Below are 20,062 nucleotides of genomic sequence, written 5' to 3' on the forward strand. Positions count from 1 at the left end.
GATTATGAGAAAACTAGCAACCATACTCGGGGCCGTAGCCCTGATGACGTGGGGCGCCGCCGCCCAGGAGGGGGCCGTTTCCGCAACAGCTCCGGACGCCCAGCCCACGCTGGCCGCTCCGGCTTTGACGCCTGCTGCGGAAATGCAGCCAGCCGCTGACATCCAGCCAGCCTCTCCCGTGGCTGTGGAAAACGCCGTCCCAAAAGCTGATGAGTCCAGTGAACCGACTCCGGCTCCACTTTCCGCGACGGAAGTCATTTTATTCTGTGTGGTGGTCGTAGGTGTCATTGCTCTGGGTATCTGGAAGAGCCGTGATCCGCAAGAGACGGAAGAAGAAAAGAAAACAAAGGGCGCTTCCGACTATTTCCTGGCCGGCCGCGGCCTGACCTGGTGGCTCGTCGGCTTTTCCCTGATTGCCGCCAATATTTCCACGGAGCAGTTTGTGGGCATGTCCGGCAAGGCCGCCAACTGGGTGGGCATGGCGATTGCCGGTTATGAATGGCTGGCCGCCATTACGCTGGTGGTCGTGGCTTTCTGTTTCCTTCCCAAACTGTTGAAAGGCGGGGTGTATACCATTCCGGAATTCTTGGAACAGCGCTATGATACTGCGGCACGTTCCCTGATGGCTATTGCTACGCTCCTGATTCTGGTGGGCGTGCCGACCGCCGGCGTTATTTACGCCGGGGCCAAGGTGATTTCCGTATTCTTTACCGGCTACAGCGCCATGGGTATCGACTTTGGCAATATTACCGTCGGCTGCATCATCATCGCATTCTGCAGTACCGTGTATGTATTCGTGGGCGGTTTGAAGGCCTGTGCCTGGACGGACCTGTTCTGGGGCGCCGCCCTGATTGTAGGCGGCGGCGTAGTGGCCTATTTTGCCCTGATGGCCCTGAGCGGAGCAGATCCGAATCACCTGGTGCAGTCCGCAGCCGCCAATTCCGGGGCTACGGTGGCTTCCCTGGGGGATCCGTCCAACAGCCTCTGGCACGGGGTAACGCGTTTCTTTGAACTTAATTCCGGGGATGCGACCAGCGGCGTGAACACTGTGGGCGGCAAGCTGCATATGATCCGTCCGGCGGACGATGCCGAAATCCCGTGGACGGCCCTTTGCCTGGGCCTGTGGATTCCCAACTTTTTTTACTGGGGCCTCAACCAGTACATCATGCAGCGTACGCTCGCTTCCAAGTCCCTGGCGGAAGGCCAGATGGGCATCGTGTTCGCCGCTTTCCTCAAACTGATCATCCCGTTCGTGGTAGTGGTACCCGGCATTCTGGCCTACAATCTGTACCGCAATGATCTGAGGGAACAGGCGGAAGTAAAGTATGAGAAGCAAATCGACAAGTCGAAGGATGCCGCCGTCGTCAAGGGGCGTCCTGTCATTTACAGGATCACGGACAGCTTCCTGGTAGAAAACGTGGAAGCCGGCTGCGCCCACGCCCTGCACAACGCTGCGGTCATGAAGGCCGGCGAAGATGTGATGGCCGAGTTGAAACAGGCCTGTGACGAACTCAAGGCGGATGCCGCCAATGAACAGACTACGCTGGCGGAACGCGCTCCCTTTGTGGCAAAAATCGCCACTCTCAATGACGAGATCATCAAGCCTGCTGCGAACGATACGGACAATTATTATTTGACGGATACGCTGGTAGGTTTCGACTATGATTCCGCTTTCGGCACGCTGATCAGGAAACTGCTGCCCGGTACGGGGTGGACCTGGTTCGTACTCGCTGCCCTTTTCGGGGCAGTGGTGTCTTCCCTGGCGTCCATGCTGAACTCCGCATCCACCATCTTCACGATGGATATTTACAACAAGCTGCGCAGAAACGCGAAGCCGACGGAACTCGTTACCGTTGGCAAGATCGGACTGCTGGTGTGTGCCCTGATTGCATTGTGCATTGCCCCGTTCCTGGATAGTCCGGCCTTCGGAGGTATCTTCAACTTCATTCAGGAATTCCAGGGCTTCCTGAGCCCGGGCGCCTTGTGCGTGTTCCTCTTCGGCTTCTTCGTGCCCAAGTGTCCGCGCATCTTCGGCTGGCTGGGCATCGTCATCAATGCCGCCCTGTACGGCTTCCTGAAGATCTGGCAACCGGAAATGGCGTTCCTGAACCGCATGGCCATTTGCTTCATTACCGTAGTGATCATCGGATTCATCTTTACGGCCGTGAACGTCGCCCGCGGAGGCCAGGCCATCGTCCTGCCCGACAGAGGGGCGGTAGCGCTGCAATCTTCTTCCCGAGCCAAGATTTTTGGCTGGTTCGTGGTTGCCGCGACGGTTGCTTTGTACATCATCTTCTGGTGATGTAAGGCGACAGGGATTTCTTTCCTCCTCCCGGCGGTTGCGCCGGGAGGATTTTTTGTGGCCGGAATACTTCCGTCATTGGAATAAACGGAATGAAAATCATAACCTGTGGAAGCAAGCTCATGGCTATCCTCTTGATTCAGAAAAGACGGCCCAGGGAGGAAATGAAAACCCGGCATGGAACGTAGGGCACCCGGTTGATACTGGTGATATCTTCCTTGGAGGCTTGCGGAAAAACGGTCCCTATGCCATTTCTCCGTCTTCACCGAAGCGGTGTGTCCCTGTCTCCGCATGGCATTCAAATCATCCCGTAAATGCAAAGAGAACAGTATTCAATTTCCAGGACGCCTGTTTGCCGAATACGGATGGACAGGTTATGGGGGCTGCTGCATTTCGACAGCGGCGCCCCGGAAATCCTGTTGTCCGGGGACCTTTTCGTAGTGGCCTGGGAGCAGGAAACGGATTCTGCGTTTCAGCCCTTCATCAATAGGGATTTCCAACGGATTGCTTGGGCCGCATGACAATTACGGCATTTTCCCCCATGGCGGTAACGCGCGGTGTTTCCGCCTCGATCCTTCTTGAGCCCGCAACGGCGGCTCTGTGCCAGATGGGAACTGTGCGCCGCCGTGTTTGTTAATCAAGGAAAACGTTGTATTCATGAATAGATACCGATTATCCCGACTACCTATTCATCTTCCAGAAGCATGCTGCGGAGGGAATCAAAGAAGTTTTCCGATTCCTCTTCCGTAGCCTCCGCATTCATCAGGTCTTCCCATTTGGAATATTCCATCAGGTGGGGGGGAATTTCGCTCAGGAAGGAGGAACGCTGGCAGGGCATGCGATCTCCGTAGCGCAGGCGTGTGGCACAGTAGGTCAGCATGAGTCTTTCCTGCGCACGCGTGATGCCCACATACAGCAGACGGCGTTCTTCGTCGCAGTTGCCGTCTTCCAGCGAGCGCTTGTGCGGCAGGATTCCTTCCTCCAGGCCTACGAGGTAAACGACGGGGAATTCCAGCCCCTTGGCGGCGTGCATGGTGATCAGACAGACGCCCGGCTTGTTTTCCACGTCGTCATCGTTGTCCTCCTTGTCCAGGGTAACCTGGGCCAGATAGTCCCTCAGGCTTTTTTCCGGTTGCCAGAAATTGCGGAGGGAGGCTTTCACGTCTCCGATGGAAACGAGGCGTTTCTGCGTTTCCGCCTCCGTCTTGCACAGCCGAGTGACGTAGTCGCTGAATCCCGTTTCTCCAATGAGCTGTTCCATGGCATCTCCAAAGTTGGTTTCCTTGTCTTGGAAAATATCGATGTATTTGGTGATTAGCTCGTTGAATTCCTGAATGCTGTTGCGGGCGCGGGTGGTCAGGGTTTCCAGGAATTCCTCGTCCTGCAGGGCAGCCCAGACGCTGTTGCCGTGTTCCCGGCTCCAGTCGATGGCAAGCTGGGCCGTCAGGTCGCTGATGCCGCGGGGGGGCGTGTTGAGGATGCGCAGCAGATATTCGTCCGCCTGCGGGTTTTCAATCGTTGCCAGGTAGGAGATAAGGTCCTTCACCTCCTTGCGGTCGAAAAAGCTCTGCGCCCCCACCATGCGGTAGGGTATTTTGTGTTCCCGCAGGGTTTGTTCAATGACTCGGCTCTGGGTATTGGCCCGGAACAGGATGGCAAAATCCTCCCAGGGGCGTTCTTCCTGTCTGCGGACGTTTTCAATGTCCGTGATGATGAATTCCGCCTCTTCCGCGTCGCCGGGCATGGAGATGAGGCGTACGGGATCTCCGCCGCCCTTGTGGGCGCGCAGCGTTTTGTCTCTGCGGCCCAGGTTGTGCCGTATCAGGGCGTTGGCCGTGTCCAAAATGGGGGCGGTACAGCGGTAGTTTTCCTCCAGCTTGATGACGGAGGGGTTCGGGAAAAAGCGTTCGAATTCCAGGATGTTGCTGATCTGTGCGCCGCGCCATCCGTAAATGGACTGGTCGTCGTCCCCTACCACGCAGACGTTGTGATCCGGTCCTACCAGGTGGCCGAGGAGGCTCATTTGCAGGCTGTTGGTGTCCTGGAACTCGTCCACGGTGATGTACCGGAAGCGCTGCTGCCAGGCGGCCCGGACATCCGCGTGTTCCTTCAGCAGTTTGTCCGCCAGTATCAGCAGGTCGTCAAAGTCCACGGAATTCTGGGCCTGAAGCTCCCGCTGGTAGGAGGCGGCGATATTGGCCGTCAAGTTGTCTTCAATGGAGTCAATGCCGAGGCCGTTGTTTTTCATCCGGCTCATGGCGGACAACACGTCCTTGGGCCCGATTTTTTCCTTGATGCCGCCGTGGCGGACGATGAGGCGGCGGATCAGGCCGCTTTGCTCGGACCCGCTGTAAATGGTGAAGTTGGTCTTGTAACCCAGACGGCCTATGTCCTCCCTCAGGATGCGCACGCACAAGGAGTGGAAAGTGCTGACCATGATCTGGCGCGCCGCCTTCCGGTCCACCATCTGGCCCACGCGTTCCCTCATTTCCAGAGCGGCCTTGTTCGTGAACGTAACGGCCAGGATGCTTTTCGGACTGATGCCTTTGTCCACCATGTGGGCAATGCGGCAGGTGACGGTGCGCGTTTTTCCCGTTCCCGCTCCGGCCAGGATCAGGACAGGCCCCTGAAGGGTCTGAACGGCCCGGCGCTGGGCCGCGTTCAGGCTTTCCATGGAAAATGACTTGGCCATTTACACGTCGAAATGGATGTCTTTCAAATTTGGGTGCCCAGCGATGAGTTGTGCAATGTTCATGCGCGTGCTGCCTTCCAGTTGAACGTCCGTCACCAGCAGGCCTCCTTCACCGCAGGCAATCAGCAGTCCCTGCTCCCCGGCGGAAAGCACCTGGCCCGGTTTGCCGGAAGCCTCCGGCACGATGGTGAAGCCAGGGAAGATTTTCATGTTGCGGATGCGCCCCTTGCGGTTCCAATAGTTGGTAAAGGTACCCGGCCAGGGATCGTAGGCCCGGATCATCCGTCCGATTTCTTCGGCGGGAACGGTCCAGTCTATCTTGCCGTCCGCCCGCAGAAGCTTGGGGGCGTATGTGGCCAGGATTTCCTGCTGGCGGACGCGTGCGGCCGTTCCCTTTTCAATGGCATGGATGACGGGAAGAAGAACGTCCGGGGCCATTTGCGCCAGTTTGTCGTGCAGGCTGCCGCCGGTTTCCGTGCCGTCCAGGGGAGTGCTGATCTGGGCAATGATGTCTCCGGCGTCCAGTTTTTTGACGATGTGCATGATCGTTACACCCGTATGGGAATCCCCCGATTTAATGGCGGACTGGATGCAGGCCGCGCCGCGGTGGCGCGGGAGCAGGGAGGCATGGGCGTTGATGCAACCCATGGGGGCCATGTCGATTACTTCCTGGCTTAAAATCTGCCCGTACGCCATGACCACGATCAGGTCCGGGTTCAGCCTTTTGAGGCCCACCAGGGATTCCGGCGCCTTCAGGGAGGCCGGCTGGAACACGGTGATGCCCGCTTCCCGGGCGATGTTCTTGATGGGGGGTGCTGTGAGAATCTGGTGCCTGCCCACCGGACGGTCGGGCTGCGTAACCAGTCCTACCAGATCCGTGTGCCGGATCAGGCTGCGGAAGGCGGGAATGGCAATGTCGCCCGTACCCATGAAGACGATGCGCATGGCAGGGAGATTGCCTTGCCGGCTTGCGCAGGTCAATTTAAATCAGGAGACATGGAGGGAATATCGCTGCGGGGAACCGGTTTTTTGCGTTATGCCGCGGCGGTGCGCCGTCGTCTGTTTCCCGACGGCCCGGTTCGTGAGGAAAGAAGTTCTTTCCGATTGGGTGGAATATGGTATATGTTTCTCCATGGAGCATGGAAGGCTGCCGCGTATTTTGATCATCACCGCAGGGTATGGAGAAGGGCACAATTCCGCTGCCCGCGGCGTACAGGAGGCGGTGAAGGGAAGGGCGGAAACGCGTCTTGTTGACTTGTGTGCGGAGGCCATGCCCGCTATGTTCCGGATGACCCGCGCGGGATATCTCTGGGTCATTTCCCGCATGCCCGGCCTCTGGAAGCTGATGTACGACGTGAGTGACCGGCGCAACATGGCGGAAAAGCCGGTCAAGGGCCTGGGCCCGGTGGAAGGGCTGCTGGAACGGCTGCTGCTGGAATGGAAGCCGGACGCCGTTGTCTGTACATACATGGTGTATCCCTACATGCTGGATTCCATCGCCGCGCGTACGGGACGCGCCGTGCCGTATATCACCGTGGTGACGGACTCCTTTGTTATCAACAAGTCGTGGCTGTGTGCGGATTCTCCTCTCTTTGCCGTTACGGATTCATGGACGCGGGACGTCATGGCGGGAAAGGGAATTGATCCGGAAAGAATTCGCGTGACCGGTTTTCCCGTAAATCCCTGTTTGGAGGCGGTCCGGAAGCATCCCATTTGCTGGAAGCCGGGGGAACCGTTCCGCGTTCTTTATTTTGCCCAGCGTTCTTTCCGGCATGCCCGTGAAGAGCTGGAGGCCATGCTGGAGGCCGACCCCGCCGTGTATGTGACCTGCATCCTGGGCCGCAAATTCAGGAGGATTTATCCCCATATCCGCGATTTGCGCGCGAAATACGGTACAAGGCTGACCGTGCGCGGCTGGACGCGCCGCGTACCCTCGTACCTGACTGTAAACCATGTGGTGGTCGGCAAGGCCGGAGGCGCTACGGTGCATGAGGTGCTGGCCGCCGCGAGGCCCATGCTGGTGAATTTTCTTCTGCCCGGACAGGAAGAGGGAAACGCCCGCCTGCTGGAGACCCTGGGCGGCGGCGGCCATGTGCAGGATGCCGCCGCATTGGCGGAAGCCCTGAAGAACATGATGGCGGACGAAGGAGCGCCATGGAGGCTCCTGCATGAAAACCTGCTGAAGGCGGATATGACCGGAGGAAGCGGAAAGATAGCGGATTTGGCCTTGAATCTCGCGGCGGAACGTACTAACTGATTCCCGTGACCTATCTGCTGATCGACAACTCCAATACGCGCACCAAATTCGTGCTCTCCACCCCGGAGGCCCTGCTGAAGGAGCGGCGCATGATCCCCACCCGGGAAGTGAGCGAGGAACGGCTGGACGACGCCCTCAAGGGACTTCACTATGATGCCGCCGTCGTGTGTTCCGTGGTGCCCCGCGTGGCGGATGTTCTGAGGAACTGGCTCACCAGGCCGAGCCATTTTCTTTCCTGCGATTCCCGGCTGGGCGTGGGCATAGACTATCCTTCCCCGCGCCAGATCGGTGCGGACAGGCTGGCGAACGCCGCCGGGGCCGTGGCCTATTACGGTTATCCGTGCATTGTGGTTGACTTCGGAACGGCCGTGACATTTGACGTGATCGGCCCGGAGCGCACTTATCTGGGCGGAGCGATTGCCCCCGGGCTGGCCAGCATGGGGGATTACCTGGCACGCAATACGGCCCTGTTGCCCGCCATTGAACCCCATGAGCCGAAACATGCCATCGGAACAAGCACGGTGGAAGCCATGCATTCCGGCGCCGTGTACGGCTACCGCGGCATGGTGAAGGAAATTCTGGCGAAGCTGGAGGAAGAAATGGGAAGGCGCCCCACGGTCGTGGCTACAGGCGGAGATGCGGCCCTGATTGCCCGGGGAGTGCCGCGCATCGACCATGTGGACCCGGATATTACGCTGAACGGCCTGCGGATGGTTGCCGGGCTTAATCTTTGAAAAGTGGTGCAAGAGCCTGCTTCAGAAGGGATTTCCCTCCGGGTGGCATGATAGATGACACGTAAAAACTCATAAATAGGTATTGCAAAACCTGCATGCCCCATGTAGTATCCATGAACCTTAACAATAAATATCATGTCTGATAACAGCATCGAAGAAAAAGTAAGAAGTATCATCGTTGACCAACTTGGCGTTGAATCCGATAAAGTGACTGCTGATGCGAAATTCATCGAGGATCTCGGTGCTGATTCGCTGGATACCGTTGAACTCGTGATGGCTTTCGAAGAAAACTTTGACATCGAAGTGCCTGACGAAGAAGCGGAAAAACTTCAGTCCGTGGCAGACGTCGTTGCCTACATCGAAAAAGTTCAGGGCTAAGTTGAACTGCTGAAATCCTTTGTATAAAAAGCGGCTTCCCTGTAATTCTGCAAGGGAGCCGCTTTTTCATGGGATGACCTCGGTTTCCGCCTTTCTGCCATGAGTGAATTGCCCCCATATTCCCGTGACGACATTCGCTACGCGGCGGAAATGACCCGCGTAGTATATGAACCGGACCGCCGCATAGATACCTTCGGCGACACCCGGTTCAATTTCCTCCTGATCTCCGAAGTGATGGACGAGATTGACGTGGTGCGCGTACGCAGCGGCTGGGTGGAGGCAGAGAAGCCCAAGATCATACGCCCCTCCATTTACAATGAAGTCAGTACGGAGGGTTTTTCCGGGGAGGCCAAACGCTTTTTTGACTGGTTGTCCAAAAATGGTCCCGGTTTCCTGACCCTGCTGGAATATGGATTCCGGTTCAAGAGGTCGGAGGTGCGGGAGGAAATCCTGCATGAACCGCTTGAATCCGTTCGCGGCCGGTTGCTGGACCAGGTGCGCAACGGGGAGGACACGTTCATGGCCCTTGTGGAAGGGGTGGATGACGCATGGGAGGTCTCCCTCTTGAAATTCACCGTGGAAATGATACAAAAATCCCATGAGATCAACATTTTCGACTTCAAGCGCAAGGGCCTGCTGTAGCCTTCTGGCGGCGGTATTCTGCGTCCAGGCCGCTTTGGCCGACGGGGAGAATTACTCCCTCTGGCCGCGCCGTCCGGCAGCCCTTGAAGAAGCGCGCAGGTTGATGGACCGCGGCAGTCTGGCGCAAGCCCTGGAACTGCTCCAGCCCTTGGTGAACCAGGGCGGCGTGGTGGGCCGGGAGGCCAAGGATCTCATCGGGGCTTTGCGCATCCGCCAGGTTCTGGACCCCAATGGGCCGGACGTGAAGGAATACACCGTCAAAAGGGGAGATTCCTGGATACGCATGGTCAAAAAGCTGGGATGTTCCCAGGCCATGCTGGTGCATTTGAACGGCCTGATGGATGTTCCTTCCCTTCAGCCCGGGGATGTATTCAAATACCGTCCCCTCAACTTTCATGTGGTGGTCAACGTGCCTGAAAAGGAAGTCTGCCTGTACGACGGTGAAAACTTTGTGAAGGCCTATTCCATGGTGACCATGAAGGACACGGGGCGAAAGAATTTTGAGACGACCGTCAAGGATGAACAGGCTTCCTTTTCCATTTACGACAAGCACTATCCCGCGGCGGACAAGACCCTTCTACTGGCTGCCGGAGGATATGTCATTGAGGCTGGAAACGGAGCTCCCCGTTCCCCCGGATTTTATCTGAACCGGCAGGACTGCAATGAACTGGCCATGCTGACGAGGCCGGGCACCAAGGTAACTATCATCAGGGAGAAGGGAACGGAACAATGAGGCTGGTCGTCCAGCGGGTGACGGAAGCCGCCGTCCATATCGGGGGAGTCTGTGCGGGCCGCACGGGCCGCGGGCTGATGATTTTGATAGGCATTGAGGAGGCGGATACGGAGGAGGACGCGCTTTGGCTGGCCAAAAAGGCGGCTGACATGCGCATTTTTTCCGATGAAGAGGGAAAAATGAACCTCTCTGTGAAGGACATCGGGGGAGGAGCCCTGGTCGTCAGCCAGTTTACGCTGCACGCTTCCACCAAAAAGGGGAACAGGCCCTCCTTCATCCGCGCCGCGAGACCAGATCATGCCGTTCCCCTCTATGAACGGTTCAAGGAGGAACTGGCCGCACTGCTGGAAGGCCGGGTGGAGAGCGGGGAATTCGGTGCGGACATGCAGATTTCCCTGGTTAATAACGGCCCCGTGACAATCTTCATGGATTCCCGGAACAGGGAGTAAGTTTTTCCTCCCTGGCGAGCGCATTGTTCAGAGAGGAGTCTCGCGTTTCATTTGGGACGGATAGCCGTTAAGACTGGGAGAGCTTGATTCCCGTTCCGCAGACAAGCGGGAAAAGACGCGGTGGATATCCCGGTTGCCTCTGCGTGGCTCCGTCCGTGCGGAGGATGGGGAAGAACTTTCTGCCTTTCTGGTTGAAGGCGGCATGCCGTGGGGCGGGATGATTGAATACTATTCTCAGTAACCGTCCTTGCTGAAAGACGGCGGGGTTTCAAAAGGGATTTAAAAAACAGGGGCTGTTCCGCTTTTGGCAGAACAGCCCCTTGATAGGGATTTTGCTGAAAGTCCTGTTAGTAGCAGAGGCCTTCCTTGGCATTGGCGCGGATGAAGTCGCGGTTGAGGCGGGCAATGTTGTCCACGCTCACGCCCTTCGGGCAGGCCGCTTCACATTCATACTGGTTCGTGCAGTTGCCGAAGCCTTCCGCTTCCATCTGCTTCATCATGGCCAGGACGCGCTTGGTGCGTTCCGGCTGGCCCTGGGGCAGAAGGTTGAGGTGGGCAATCTTGGCGGAGGTGAACAGCATGGCGGAGGCGTTCTTGCAGGAAGCCACGCAGGCGCCGCAGCCGATGCAGGCGGCGGCGTCGAAGGCGGCTTCCGCCTTCACCTTTTCCACGGCAATGTTGTTGGCATTCGGGGCCGCTCCGGTGCGCACGTCGATGTAGCCGCCGGCGGCAATGATGCGGTCCAGGGCGGAACGGTCCACCATCAGGTCCCGCAGGATCGGGAAAGCCTTCGCGCGGAAGGGCTCGATCCAGACGGTATCGCCGTCCTTGAACTTGCGCATGTGAAGCTGGCAGGTGGTCACCTGGCGTTCCGGCCCGTGGGGGATGCCGTTGATCGTCAGGGAGCACATGCCGCAGATGCCTTCCCGGCAGTCGTGGTCAAAGTGGATGGGCTCCTTGCCTTCCTTCACCAGACCTTCGTTGACGATGTCCAGCATTTCCAGGAAGGAGGCGTCCACCGGGATATCCTTGGCGGCGTAAGTCTCAATGCGGCCCTTGGCATCCTTGTTTTCCTGGCGCCAGACCTTGAGGGTGAGATTGATTGTTTTAGCCATGTGATAATCTTTCTTTTAAGTGTTAATGTAGTGGCTATTTTTACTTGTAGCTGCGGATGGCAAGGTGCACGTTGTCGAAGGTCAGCGGTTCCTTGTGAAGAATCGGCAGTTCGTCCACCCCGGCGTATTCCCAGGCGGCCACATAGGCGTATTCTTCGTCGTTGCGCTTGGCTTCGCCGTCCGGCAGCTGGTATTCCACGCGGAAGTGGGCGCCGCAGGATTCCTGGCGGTTCAGGGCGTCGTAGCAAAGGAGCTGGGCGAATTCCAGGAAGTCCGCTACGCGGCAGGCTTTTTCCAGTTCTGCATTGATGCCTTCCGCGGTGCCCGTAACGAGTACGTTTTCCCAGAATTCCTTCCGGAGCTGCGGAATGCGTTCAATGGCGCGCATGAGACTTTCTTCCGTGCGGGCCATGCCGCAGTCGTCCCACATGATCAGCCCCAGTTCGCGGTGGAAGGAGTCCACCGTCTTGGTGCCCTTGACGTTGAGCAGCTTGTTGATGCGTTCCTTCACAGCGTCTTCCGCAGCCTTGAATTCCGGAGCGGCCGTAGTGACGGCGCCGGGCTTGGTGGACGTCAGGTAGGTTGGCAGGGTGGCGGGGATGACGAAGTAGCCGTCGGACAGGCCCTGCATCAGAGCGGAGGCTCCCAGGCGGTTGGCGCCGTGGTCGGAGAAGTTGGCTTCACCGAGGACGTGCAGGCCTTTTACGTTGGACATGAGGTTGTAGTCCACCCAGAGGCCGCCCATGGTGTAGTGGGAGGCGGGGTAGATCATCATGGGCGTTTCATGGGGATCGTCGTCCGTGATTTCCTCGTACATGTCAAAGAGGTTGCCGTACTGGCCGTCAATCCATTCCCGGCCCATGCGCTTGATTTCGTCAGCAAAGTCCAGGAACACGCCCTTGCCGGTGATGGCCACGCCGCGGCCATCGTCACAGGCTTCCTTGGCGGCGCGGGAGGAAATGTCGCGCGGAGCGAGGTTGCCGAAGGAGGGGTACTTGCGTTCCAAGTAGTAGTCGCGTTCTTCTTCGGGAACGTCGGAGGGTTTGATTTCCTTCTTGCGGATTTTTTCCGCTGTCTCACGGGATTTGGGCACCCAGATGCGGCCGCTGTTGCGGAGGGATTCCGACATCAGCGTCAGCTTGGACTGATAGTCCCCCTTCACCGGAATGCAGGTGGGGTGGATCTGCGTGAAGCAGGGGTTGGCGAAGAATGCGCCGCGCTTATATGCCTTGTAGGCGGCGGTCACGTTGCAGCCCATGGCGTTGGTGGACAGGAAGAACACGTTGCCGTAGCCTCCCGTGCAGAGCAGCACGGTATCACCGGCGTAGGACTTGATTTCACCCGTTACCAGGTTACGGGTGACGATGCCCTTGGCTTCGCCGTCCACGATGACGAGGTCCATCATTTCATGGCGGGTGAACATTTCAATGTGGCCTTTGGCGATTTCCTTTTCCATGGCCTGGTAGGCGCCCAGCAGAAGCTGTTGGCCGGTCTGGCCGCGGGAGTAGAAAGTGCGCTTGAGCTGGGCGCCCCCGAAGGAACGGTTGTCCAACAGGCCGCCGTATTCACGGCCGAAGGGAACGCCCTGGGCGACACATTGGTCAATGATGTTGGAGGACACCTCCGCCAGGCGGTACACGTTGGCTTCGCGGGCGCGGAAGTCGCCACCCTTCACGGTATCGTAGAACAGGCGGTACACGGAGTCGCCGTCGTTCTGGTAATTCTTGGCCGCGTTGATGCCGCCCTGGGCCGCGATGGAGTGGGCGCGGCGGGGACTGTCCTGGTAGCAGAAGCATTTTACGTTGTAGCCGAGTTCGGCCAGAGTCGCGGCTGCGGAACCGCCGGCCAGTCCGGAACCCACGATCAGCACGGTGTATTTGCGCCTGTTGTTCGGGTTGATCAGCTTGGCTTCAAGCTTGTACTTGGACCATTTGTCCTGAATAGGGCCGGAGGGAATATTGGCGTCCGGCATCCAATCGCTTACGGGAAAATTAATCATGTCTTTGCAGTGAGTTGAGGTTATTTGATGATACCCAAAAGAACCGACACCGGCACGGAGATGAAGCCGGCGCATATCACCACGCCGTAAGCGATGGCGATGAAGTTGTACACGGGGCGGATTTTCCGGGAGTCAAGGCCCACCGTCTGGAAGATGGACTGCACGCCGTGGCGCAGGTGGCTGAAGAGCATCAGGATGGCCAGGATGTAGAACGCAGAGCACCATACGTTGCTGAACCCGTTGACAATCATCCTGTAAACGTCGAATGTCTCCACTTTGCCGTCAGAGATGTAGGCGACGTATTGTGCGGGATCATAGCCGACGCGCAGGGTGTACTGGTAGAGATGGTAGATCAGAAACACCAGGATGGTCAGGCCGGTGTAGATCATGTAGCGGGAGGAGAGCGTCGCCTTGATCGTGTTCTTGAACACATAGGGTTCGCGGGCCGCGTTGTTTTCCAGCTTCAGTTGGATGGTCAGCCAGATATGGATGATGAAGATCACCGCAAGGCCCAGGCGGATGCCCCACAGGGCGGCTTCCGGCATGGAGTGCAGGCCGTGGGCGTATGTGTTGATCCACTCAGGCCCCCCGAAAATGAGGAGGTTGCCTGCCAAGTGTCCCGCAAGGAACAAGACTAAACATAACCCCGTCAGAGCCACAATGATTTTGCGGCCGATGGAGGATGTCACGAATGTACATATGGTTTTTACTAGTGCATTCATAGGCGCTCTAATGAAATAAATGCGTCTCCACAGGATGACGGATTCAGGTTCGGATGGCAAGCCTCTTCTTGAATTCCCGGCGCTTTTTGGATTTTCGCAAAGGCGCGGGAACCCCTTGCAAATCACTAGTTTGGAATAGTTATAAATTTGTTACCCATTCCGGCTTGACTGGGCTTTCCGCACGGGCGTATCGTCACTGCATGAAAAGGAGCAAAAAAGAGGTTCTGGACGCGGACTTTGCCGCGGCGCGTGCGGGCGTGCTGGATGTAGCCGCATTTCTGGACCGTGTGGACAGAGGAGAAGGAGAAGCCGATTTCCGCTACCAGGCATTGCTGGAAGTACTCCCGCTGTTGTCCGTCCCCGGCCCCGGGCGAGCCCGCGCCGTGCTGGAAGCGCTTTCCTGCCGGGATGCCGCCATAGCTGAAACCGCCGCCTCCAAGGCCGCCTGCGGAGCACCGAACCCGAACAAATAATCATCATGGCTTTCATTGAACCACATATTCACATGGTGTGCCGCACCACGGACGAATACCGCGCCATGGCCCAGGCCGGATGCCTGGCCGTGGGGGAACCCGCCTTCTGGGCCGGGTATGACCGTTCTTCCGTGGACGGTTTCCGGGACTACTTTGTCCAGCTTACGGAATGCGAGCCGGCCAGGGCAGCCAAGTTCGGCCTGGATCACTATACCTGGCTGTGCATCAACCCGAAGGAAGCCCAGGACGTGGTCTTTGCACGGGAAGTGATGAAGCTCATTCCCCAGTTCATCGACCGGCCCAATGTCCTGGGCATCGGGGAAATCGGCCTGAACAGGAACACTTCACGGGAACTGGCTATTTTTGAAGAGCATCTGGACCTGGCCATCCATCTCAATCAGCTTGTCCTGATTCACACTCCCCATTTGGAAGACAAGCTCAAGGGGACCAACATGATTCTAGATGCCCTGAAAAACCGTCCGGAATTGGAGCCGAGCCGGATATTGATTGATCATTGCGAGGAACATACGTTCCCGCTGGTGAAGGATGCCGGTTACTGGGCAGGCCTGACCCTGTACCCGACCAGCAAGCTCAATCCCAAACGTGCGGCGGATATTCTGGAAATATACGGAATGGACCGTGTCTGGGCCAATTCCGCCGCGGATTGGGGAGATTCCGATCCCCTGGCGCTGACTGCTCTGGCTTGTGAGCTTTACGGGCGCGGTTTTTCCCGGACGGAAGTGGATCGCCTTCTTTTGTCCAATCCGGAGGCGTTCATGGGCCAATCTCCCAAGTTTCGGAAGGTGTCCGCCCGGCTGGGTTAGGGAAAATTTCCGGTCCCCCTGTCCCTGCCTGGAAACAGGGCAGGGGGGAATAGCGGCATTTACCCGTTCCTGAAAACGGGAGGAAAGCGGTGGAAATGGGCTATCAGGAGGGTTACTGTAGTGCCCGGCGGTTCTGCCTGCCGGGTCCGGGAAACTTTAAGACTTTTCGTTAGCGCAGGAAAAGAAGGATGCCGGTCAAGGCTTCCACTCGTTGATGGCACGGGCCACTTCCACACAAAGTTCGCGGATGCGGTTTTGGAGTCGTTCATTGTCCTCCGGATTGGATGCAGCAAAGGCCGGTTCCACCAGAACGGCGGGCATTCTGGTTTTGGTGAAGTAGGAAACGGCACGTGCGCTTTGCCTGTTGACCGGTTTTAACCCCCGGTTTTTCAGCTCCAGAACACTTACCATGGCGTCGTTTACCAGTGTGGCTGCCAGTTTTCCCTTGGGGGAGCTTTCCCAGTACAAAGTTTCCGTGCCGGTAGCGGAAGGAGAATCCGCGCTGTTGAAATGGAATTCAATGGCCAGGTGCGCCCCGGTGTTGTTGCAGGCTGCCGCCGCATGTCCGGGAGTGGTTCCTCCGGTGTCGGAACGGTTGACGATAGGCGCCTGGTGCCCCATCTGTTGAAGTTCCTTCTGCAGCAAGGGCAGATGATGTTTCCAGAAAGAGTATTCGGAATATTTTTTATCATATGTTTCCGCTCCTCCGTCTTTTGGAGAGTGGCCGATGGATAAGGCAATTTTCATGGCGATGTGTTGTCGGAATTGTTAATTGAACGGAGCTCCTTTGGCCCACGAATTACAGACTAGGATAAAGACGGTGGAAAATCAATGTGCGTAATACGTTTTGAAGATATTGCCCACGGAACAGAAGTCGCTCATGTGGAAATTCTTCCGCTGAAGATACCGCAGGAATAAACGGACGGTGTGAAAAGGAAATTCCGCTTTTCTGGTTCAGGAGACGCTTGGGAATGTACCGCGGCATTTGGAAATGTGCGGAACGGAAGAAGAGCAGCTGTGCATGAATGCAAACAGTACCGGAAAAGAATACCCTTCAGTATCGCCTGCCTTGCGTAAACTTTTCAAAGATGAAAAAAGACTGCTCCGCATTTGGCGGAGCAGTCCCGAAAGAAAGATTAAAAAGGATGGAAAACCTATGCTCTGCGGCGGCGCATCATCAGAGCGGCCAGCCCCAGCAGGCTCAGGGAAGCAGTGGCGGGTTCCGGAACGTTTGCTATTTCAGCCATGAGCTGGCCTATCTGCTCTTGTGAAAGGGCGGAATCATGCACGTAGAGCTGTTCAATGGCGTCCGCCATTCCCGCGTTAATCAGGAGCTGGGTGATATCCACATTGCCGAATTTCAATCCGCTAGCAGTATAATAGGTGGACTCGTCCCCCAGATAAATGCGGGTTCCGGATTCTCCGGTAACCACGGAAATGGTCAGCGTGCCTTCCGTACCCAGGGTTGTCGTCGTAGGGCCGCCGGAATAGGCTCCATTATTCCACAATCCCTGCAGGGTGCGGTCTGTATTAAGGCCCACACCCCAGCTTGTACTTCCGCCTTTGGCGTTGAACAGAGCGGTATAGCTTTCAGGAGTATTGAGTTTTGACAAATCCAGAACCATGGAGAGGGTCATGTTGTTGCGCCCGCCATTACCGGAAGGCTGGCTGAATTTGACATCCGGACCGGACAGAAGCAGGTTGTCGCCGCTTGTGGCGATTGTGACGGAGTCCCGCTGGGTGCCGAAATCGGCGATTCGGGACTCAAAATCGGAATATCCCACGATTGACTGCTCCAGGAGGGTGGTGGCTGCGGAAGCGGCTACGTTGAGACCTGCTGTAAGCATTAGAATGGACAATATTTTCTTCATGGCTGATTTTAAGTGGCGGGCTTGTTTCCCGCCTACATAACGGTTTTGGAATCCGTTCTGTTTTTCATACAAACTGAAGAAATTATTAAATCTATGTAAAACAAAGAATTCAAAGCCCCCTGGATGAAAGAACCAGTTATATAAAAAGCCAATGAATATTAATTCTTTAGGAAAACATAATATTGACGGTTAATATTTTTGGTTGTTGGCGGATTCCAAATTCGCATAGGTAAATTTCATATATGGAACAACAGTATTAGCATGAAGAAGTTATTGATTAATCTGCTGGTATTAAGAGTGCAGTGTGATTGGTGAACACAATAGGCCAACATCCGTTTTTACGGAACCCCGTGGGAAACGGCTCCGGAATCTGTTACGGCGGCTTTGAGTCTTCTTGGTCCGGCTGCACTGCTGATGCATTGCCGCATGGAATGAGCGTTTCGTTGATGGATTAATTATTTCTTTGTCATAGCCCTAGGATTGTTGGTCCTAAAGCCGAGCAAAGATAATGTACCGGATAGGTCATTATTCCATAAACGACTCGGAGGAATGCATTGGTGAACTCAGGATTTGCAGCCATTCACCGATTGAAACGGAGGCGCACTGAGAGGAATTACTCATGGTTCCCCTTTAGAAAAATTCCAGAGGCGGTGCATGGTAATTACGTCCGGGATGTGCATGGGGCGTACCACGCGGAAGCCAATCATGCCGCCGTCTGTCAGGTACCAGATGCTTTTGGGGTTCTGGGGGTCTTGCCGGTTCCAGGCGGGGGTGCTGGCACGGCGTGCGGCGCTTCGCAGTCGGTCCGGATCATCCTCCCATGAACCGCCCCGGACGATGTGGGGCGCTCTGGGCCGGATAACTAGCGGGTCTTTCACGGCATTCCCGGTTCTTTTCCCGTAAGCATCCGGTGCGTAGGAGTCCAGAACCCATTCCGCCACGTTTCCATGCATGTCGCGCAGGCCCCAGGCATTCGGTTCTCTGGTTCCCGTCCGCTGGTAGCGGTCATTGGAGTTGTCCCAATACCATGCGTACCGCTCCAGGCGGTCTTCTCCGCTGCCGTAGCAATAGGCACCGGGATTTCCGGCACGGGCGGCGTATTCCCATTCCGCTTCCGTGGGAAGGCGGTAGTAATGCCCGGTCTGGGCGCTGAGCCATTCGCAGAATTTACTGGCGGCGTGGTGGGACATGGAAATGGCCGGCATGCCGCGTTCATAGCCGTGGCCCATTCCCAGGTTCATGGCGGTATAGGGCGCTGTGGGCTGTGTCACGGCATCCCAGAGTTCGTCGTCCGGCTGTTCCTCCAACAGTTGACCGTCTTTGGCGCGCGGACGCCCGTTTTCCATGAAGGCGGTGTAAAGTTCCCAGGGGATTTCCATTTCCGAGATCCAGAAGGGAGAAATGCTTACTTCATGCTGAGGGCCTTCGTCCGGCTTACGGTGGGGTTCATTTTCCGGGCTTCCCATCAGGAAGGAACCTCCCGGTATGGCAATCATGCGCAGGGAGGCGCCTGCCGCGGGTACGGCCTCCGTATAGGATTCAAACCGGGCAGGGGTACCCGTTGATTCGATGAGCTGATGAATTTGGCGCGTGGTTCCCACCAGTTCCGGAGAGGGCAAGCCGTCGGGAACGGGAAGGGCAGGTCCTGCAGCACGTTCCAGTTCCCGTTTTTGAAGCGCGGAACGGCTTTCTCCCCACTGGCGCGCGCCGGTAATGCGCGCGGCATCCTCCGTGGCTGGCCTGGGACTGCCGTCATCCCGGCACCCTGCCAGCAGGGCACCCCCCCCGAGGAGGCAGGAAACAAGGAAAATGCCGCGCATGGAAAAGTGATGTCCGGGCCTTACATCGTCATGCCCCCGTCGCAGGTGATGACCTGTCCGGTGATATAGCGTGCATCATCGGAGGCAAGGAAGGCGGTAAGGGATGCGATGTCGTTCGGTTCTCCAAGGGACCCCAGAGGAATCTTTTTGAGCATTTCCTCCTTGATCTTTTCCGGGATGGCGTCCGTCATGTCCGTGGCGATGAAGCCGGGCGCGATGGCGTTGCTTGTTACTTTACGGCTGGCGAATTCCTGGGCAAGGGACTTGGTGAAGCCGATGAGGCCTGCCTTGGAGGCGGCGTAGTTGGCCTGGCCCATGTTGCCCGTGAGGCCTACGACGGAACTCATGTTGATGATGCGGCCCGCAGGGGATTTCATCAGGATGCGCTGGAAAGCCTTGACCATGTTGAAGGCGCTTTTCAGGTTGGTGGACATGACGGAATCCCAGTCTTCCTCTTTCATGCGGAGCATCAGGGTGTCGCGCGTAATTCCGGCGTTGTTCACCAGAATGTCAATCTGCGGAAAGTTTGCCAGAATGGCCGCCGCAGTTTCCTGAACCGCGTCATAATCTGCCACGTCACAGGGATAGGCCGTGCATGAACCGGGGAATTCCTTGTTGATTTCTTCCGCGGCTCCCCCGCAGCTGGATGCGCTGCGGCTGATCAGGATGACCGTAGCTCCTTCCGAAGCGAAGCGCCGGGCAATGGCATTGCCGATGCCGCGGCCTGCGCCGGTGACGATTGCTGTTTTACCTGCTAATTTTTGCATGCGGCCCTCAGTAAACCTGTTTTCCGCGTATCCGGCAAGCTTGAAATGGAGCGGGGCAGGGGGCTGAACCCGGTGTTCCCGTTTCTCTCAGGATATGCTGTCCCTTGTTCGTCTCTCTTGCCGAATTCCGCCGCAGATTCAAAACACGATGGCCTTTCCATCCGTCTGAACCGTGTAACGGGTAGGCCTGCGCTCTTGGTCGGGAGTTTCCATCCGTCAACCGTGTTGCTGGAATACATTACCCAGACAGATTATTGGACTGCACCGTATTTCCGTATCCGGCC

General features: G+C 57.0%; 18 protein-coding genes. 9 read left to right on the forward strand and 9 right to left on the reverse strand.

Annotated elements, in window-relative coordinates; all coding sequences use genetic code 11:
* Positions 1–4: 4 nt before the first annotated feature.
* Positions 5–2,302: a sodium/solute symporter gene (locus tag V3C19_RS00865; protein WP_295934452.1), complete on the forward strand. Its 2,298-nt coding sequence runs from the start codon at positions 5–7 to the stop codon at positions 2,300–2,302.
* A gap of 685 nt (positions 2,303–2,987) precedes the next feature.
* On the opposite strand, the gene V3C19_RS00870 is transcribed toward V3C19_RS00865, so the two are convergent.
* Positions 2,988–4,994, reverse strand: coding sequence for a UvrD-helicase domain-containing protein (locus V3C19_RS00870; RefSeq protein WP_130084348.1), 2,007 nt, complete (start codon positions 4,992–4,994; stop codon positions 2,988–2,990).
* Positions 4,995–5,939 carry a methionyl-tRNA formyltransferase gene (gene fmt, locus V3C19_RS00875; protein ID WP_130084347.1) on the reverse strand — a complete coding sequence of 315 codons (945 nt, stop codon included), beginning with the start codon at positions 5,937–5,939 and terminating at the stop codon, positions 4,995–4,997.
* A 187-nt stretch (positions 5,940–6,126) separates the two neighbouring features.
* On the opposite strand from fmt, the gene V3C19_RS00880 reads away from it, so the two are divergent.
* The 6 genes from V3C19_RS00880 to dtd all read left to right on the forward strand — a co-directional run bounded on the left by V3C19_RS00880 (position 6,127) and on the right by dtd (position 10,187).
* Complete coding sequence (locus V3C19_RS00880; RefSeq protein WP_161987484.1) at positions 6,127–7,251, forward strand: hypothetical protein; 1,125 nt, start codon at positions 6,127–6,129, stop codon at positions 7,249–7,251.
* Between the two features lie 5 nt (positions 7,252–7,256).
* Positions 7,257–7,985, forward strand: coding sequence for a type III pantothenate kinase (locus V3C19_RS00885; protein ID WP_295876029.1), 729 nt, complete (start codon positions 7,257–7,259; stop codon positions 7,983–7,985).
* Positions 7,986–8,120: 135 nt separating this feature from the next.
* On the forward strand, positions 8,121–8,363 hold the full coding sequence (locus V3C19_RS00890; RefSeq protein ID WP_012420022.1) for an acyl carrier protein: 243 nt from the start codon (positions 8,121–8,123) through the stop codon (positions 8,361–8,363).
* A gap of 99 nt (positions 8,364–8,462) precedes the next feature.
* On the forward strand, positions 8,463–9,005 hold the full coding sequence (locus tag V3C19_RS00895) for a hypothetical protein (RefSeq protein ID WP_067572309.1): 543 nt from the start codon (positions 8,463–8,465) through the stop codon (positions 9,003–9,005).
* Positions 8,962–9,738, forward strand: coding sequence for a LysM domain-containing protein (locus V3C19_RS00900; RefSeq protein ID WP_295934450.1), 777 nt, complete (start codon positions 8,962–8,964; stop codon positions 9,736–9,738). Before V3C19_RS00895 ends, V3C19_RS00900 begins: the two co-directional genes overlap by 44 nt.
* The gene (gene dtd, locus V3C19_RS00905) at positions 9,735–10,187 is read left to right on the forward strand and encodes a D-aminoacyl-tRNA deacylase (RefSeq protein ID WP_295934448.1); all 453 of its coding nucleotides are present in this window, start codon (positions 9,735–9,737) and stop codon (positions 10,185–10,187) included. The genes V3C19_RS00900 and dtd overlap by 4 nt, the downstream gene beginning before the upstream one ends.
* 347 nt (positions 10,188–10,534) lie before the next feature.
* On the opposite strand, the gene V3C19_RS00910 is transcribed toward dtd, so the two are convergent.
* The 3 genes from V3C19_RS00910 to V3C19_RS00920 are packed head-to-tail and all read right to left on the reverse strand — an operon-like array spanning position 10,535 to position 14,023.
* Complete coding sequence (locus V3C19_RS00910) at positions 10,535–11,302, reverse strand: succinate dehydrogenase/fumarate reductase iron-sulfur subunit (RefSeq protein WP_067572315.1); 768 nt, start codon at positions 11,300–11,302, stop codon at positions 10,535–10,537.
* Positions 11,303–11,342: 40 nt separating this feature from the next.
* A complete protein-coding gene (locus V3C19_RS00915) occupies positions 11,343–13,301 on the reverse strand; it encodes a fumarate reductase/succinate dehydrogenase flavoprotein subunit (RefSeq protein ID WP_130084341.1) in 1,959 nt (652 codons plus the stop codon).
* Between the two features lie 20 nt (positions 13,302–13,321).
* Positions 13,322–14,023 (reverse strand): succinate dehydrogenase cytochrome b subunit, encoded by a 702-nt coding sequence (locus V3C19_RS00920; protein ID WP_130084340.1) that lies wholly within the window; start codon positions 14,021–14,023, stop codon positions 13,322–13,324.
* 200 nt (positions 14,024–14,223) lie between these two features.
* Between V3C19_RS00920 and V3C19_RS00925 the strand changes: the two genes are divergently transcribed.
* Together V3C19_RS00925 and V3C19_RS00930 are read left to right on the forward strand one after the other, a co-directional pair.
* Entirely contained in the window at positions 14,224–14,496 is a 273-nt protein-coding gene (locus V3C19_RS00925) for a hypothetical protein (RefSeq protein WP_130084339.1), read from the forward strand.
* Between the two features lie 5 nt (positions 14,497–14,501).
* Complete coding sequence (locus tag V3C19_RS00930) at positions 14,502–15,320, forward strand: TatD family hydrolase (RefSeq protein WP_162851517.1); 819 nt, start codon at positions 14,502–14,504, stop codon at positions 15,318–15,320.
* Positions 15,321–15,515: 195 nt separating this feature from the next.
* Here V3C19_RS00930 and V3C19_RS00935 read toward each other — a convergent pair whose 3' ends face one another.
* The 4 genes from V3C19_RS00935 to fabG all read right to left on the reverse strand — a co-directional run bounded on the left by V3C19_RS00935 (position 15,516) and on the right by fabG (position 19,778).
* Positions 15,516–16,067 carry an N-acetylmuramoyl-L-alanine amidase gene (locus V3C19_RS00935; RefSeq protein ID WP_130084337.1) on the reverse strand — a complete coding sequence of 184 codons (552 nt, stop codon included), beginning with the start codon at positions 16,065–16,067 and terminating at the stop codon, positions 15,516–15,518.
* A 407-nt stretch (positions 16,068–16,474) separates the two neighbouring features.
* Entirely contained in the window at positions 16,475–17,191 is a 717-nt protein-coding gene (locus tag V3C19_RS00940; RefSeq protein ID WP_130084336.1) for a PEP-CTERM sorting domain-containing protein, read from the reverse strand.
* A gap of 617 nt (positions 17,192–17,808) precedes the next feature.
* Complete coding sequence (locus V3C19_RS00945) at positions 17,809–19,011, reverse strand: SUMF1/EgtB/PvdO family nonheme iron enzyme (protein ID WP_130084335.1); 1,203 nt, start codon at positions 19,009–19,011, stop codon at positions 17,809–17,811.
* Positions 19,012–19,031: 20 nt separating this feature from the next.
* Positions 19,032–19,778, reverse strand: a complete 747-nt coding sequence (gene fabG / locus V3C19_RS00950; RefSeq protein ID WP_130084334.1) for a 3-oxoacyl-[acyl-carrier-protein] reductase — start codon at positions 19,776–19,778, stop codon at positions 19,032–19,034.
* Between the last annotated feature and the right edge of the window lie 284 nt (positions 19,779–20,062).

The organism is Akkermansia sp. AE01SA01 (assembly GCF_036417395.1).
GTDB lineage: Bacteria > Verrucomicrobiota > Verrucomicrobiia > Verrucomicrobiales > Akkermansiaceae > Akkermansia.

What these genes read in the sequence shown, in the direction of transcription:
- fabG (WP_130084334.1), bottom strand. Translation starts at nt 19,778, where the DNA reads ATGCAAAAATTAGCAGGTAAAACAGCAATCGTCACCGGCGCAGGCCGC.
- V3C19_RS00890 (WP_012420022.1), top strand. Translation starts at nt 8,121, where the DNA reads ATGTCTGATAACAGCATCGAAGAAAAAGTAAGAAGTATCATCGTTGAC.
- V3C19_RS00935 (WP_130084337.1), bottom strand. Translation starts at nt 16,067, where the DNA reads ATGAAAATTGCCTTATCCATCGGCCACTCTCCAAAAGACGGAGGAGCG.
- V3C19_RS00940 (WP_130084336.1), bottom strand. Translation starts at nt 17,191, where the DNA reads ATGAAGAAAATATTGTCCATTCTAATGCTTACAGCAGGTCTCAACGTA.
- V3C19_RS00920 (WP_130084340.1), bottom strand. Translation starts at nt 14,023, where the DNA reads ATGAATGCACTAGTAAAAACCATATGTACATTCGTGACATCCTCCATC.
- V3C19_RS00910 (WP_067572315.1), bottom strand. Translation starts at nt 11,302, where the DNA reads ATGGCTAAAACAATCAATCTCACCCTCAAGGTCTGGCGCCAGGAAAAC.
- fmt (WP_130084347.1), bottom strand. Translation starts at nt 5,939, where the DNA reads ATGCGCATCGTCTTCATGGGTACGGGCGACATTGCCATTCCCGCCTTC.
- V3C19_RS00870 (WP_130084348.1), bottom strand. Translation starts at nt 4,994, where the DNA reads ATGGCCAAGTCATTTTCCATGGAAAGCCTGAACGCGGCCCAGCGCCGG.
- V3C19_RS00930 (WP_162851517.1), top strand. Translation starts at nt 14,502, where the DNA reads ATGGCTTTCATTGAACCACATATTCACATGGTGTGCCGCACCACGGAC.
- V3C19_RS00925 (WP_130084339.1), top strand. Translation starts at nt 14,224, where the DNA reads ATGAAAAGGAGCAAAAAAGAGGTTCTGGACGCGGACTTTGCCGCGGCG.
- V3C19_RS00900 (WP_295934450.1), top strand. Translation starts at nt 8,962, where the DNA reads ATGAGATCAACATTTTCGACTTCAAGCGCAAGGGCCTGCTGTAGCCTT.
- V3C19_RS00865 (WP_295934452.1), top strand. Translation starts at nt 5, where the DNA reads ATGAGAAAACTAGCAACCATACTCGGGGCCGTAGCCCTGATGACGTGG.
- dtd (WP_295934448.1), top strand. Translation starts at nt 9,735, where the DNA reads ATGAGGCTGGTCGTCCAGCGGGTGACGGAAGCCGCCGTCCATATCGGG.
- V3C19_RS00880 (WP_161987484.1), top strand. Translation starts at nt 6,127, where the DNA reads ATGGAGCATGGAAGGCTGCCGCGTATTTTGATCATCACCGCAGGGTAT.
- V3C19_RS00945 (WP_130084335.1), bottom strand. Translation starts at nt 19,011, where the DNA reads ATGCGCGGCATTTTCCTTGTTTCCTGCCTCCTCGGGGGGGGTGCCCTG.
- V3C19_RS00915 (WP_130084341.1), bottom strand. Translation starts at nt 13,301, where the DNA reads ATGATTAATTTTCCCGTAAGCGATTGGATGCCGGACGCCAATATTCCC.
- V3C19_RS00895 (WP_067572309.1), top strand. Translation starts at nt 8,463, where the DNA reads ATGAGTGAATTGCCCCCATATTCCCGTGACGACATTCGCTACGCGGCG.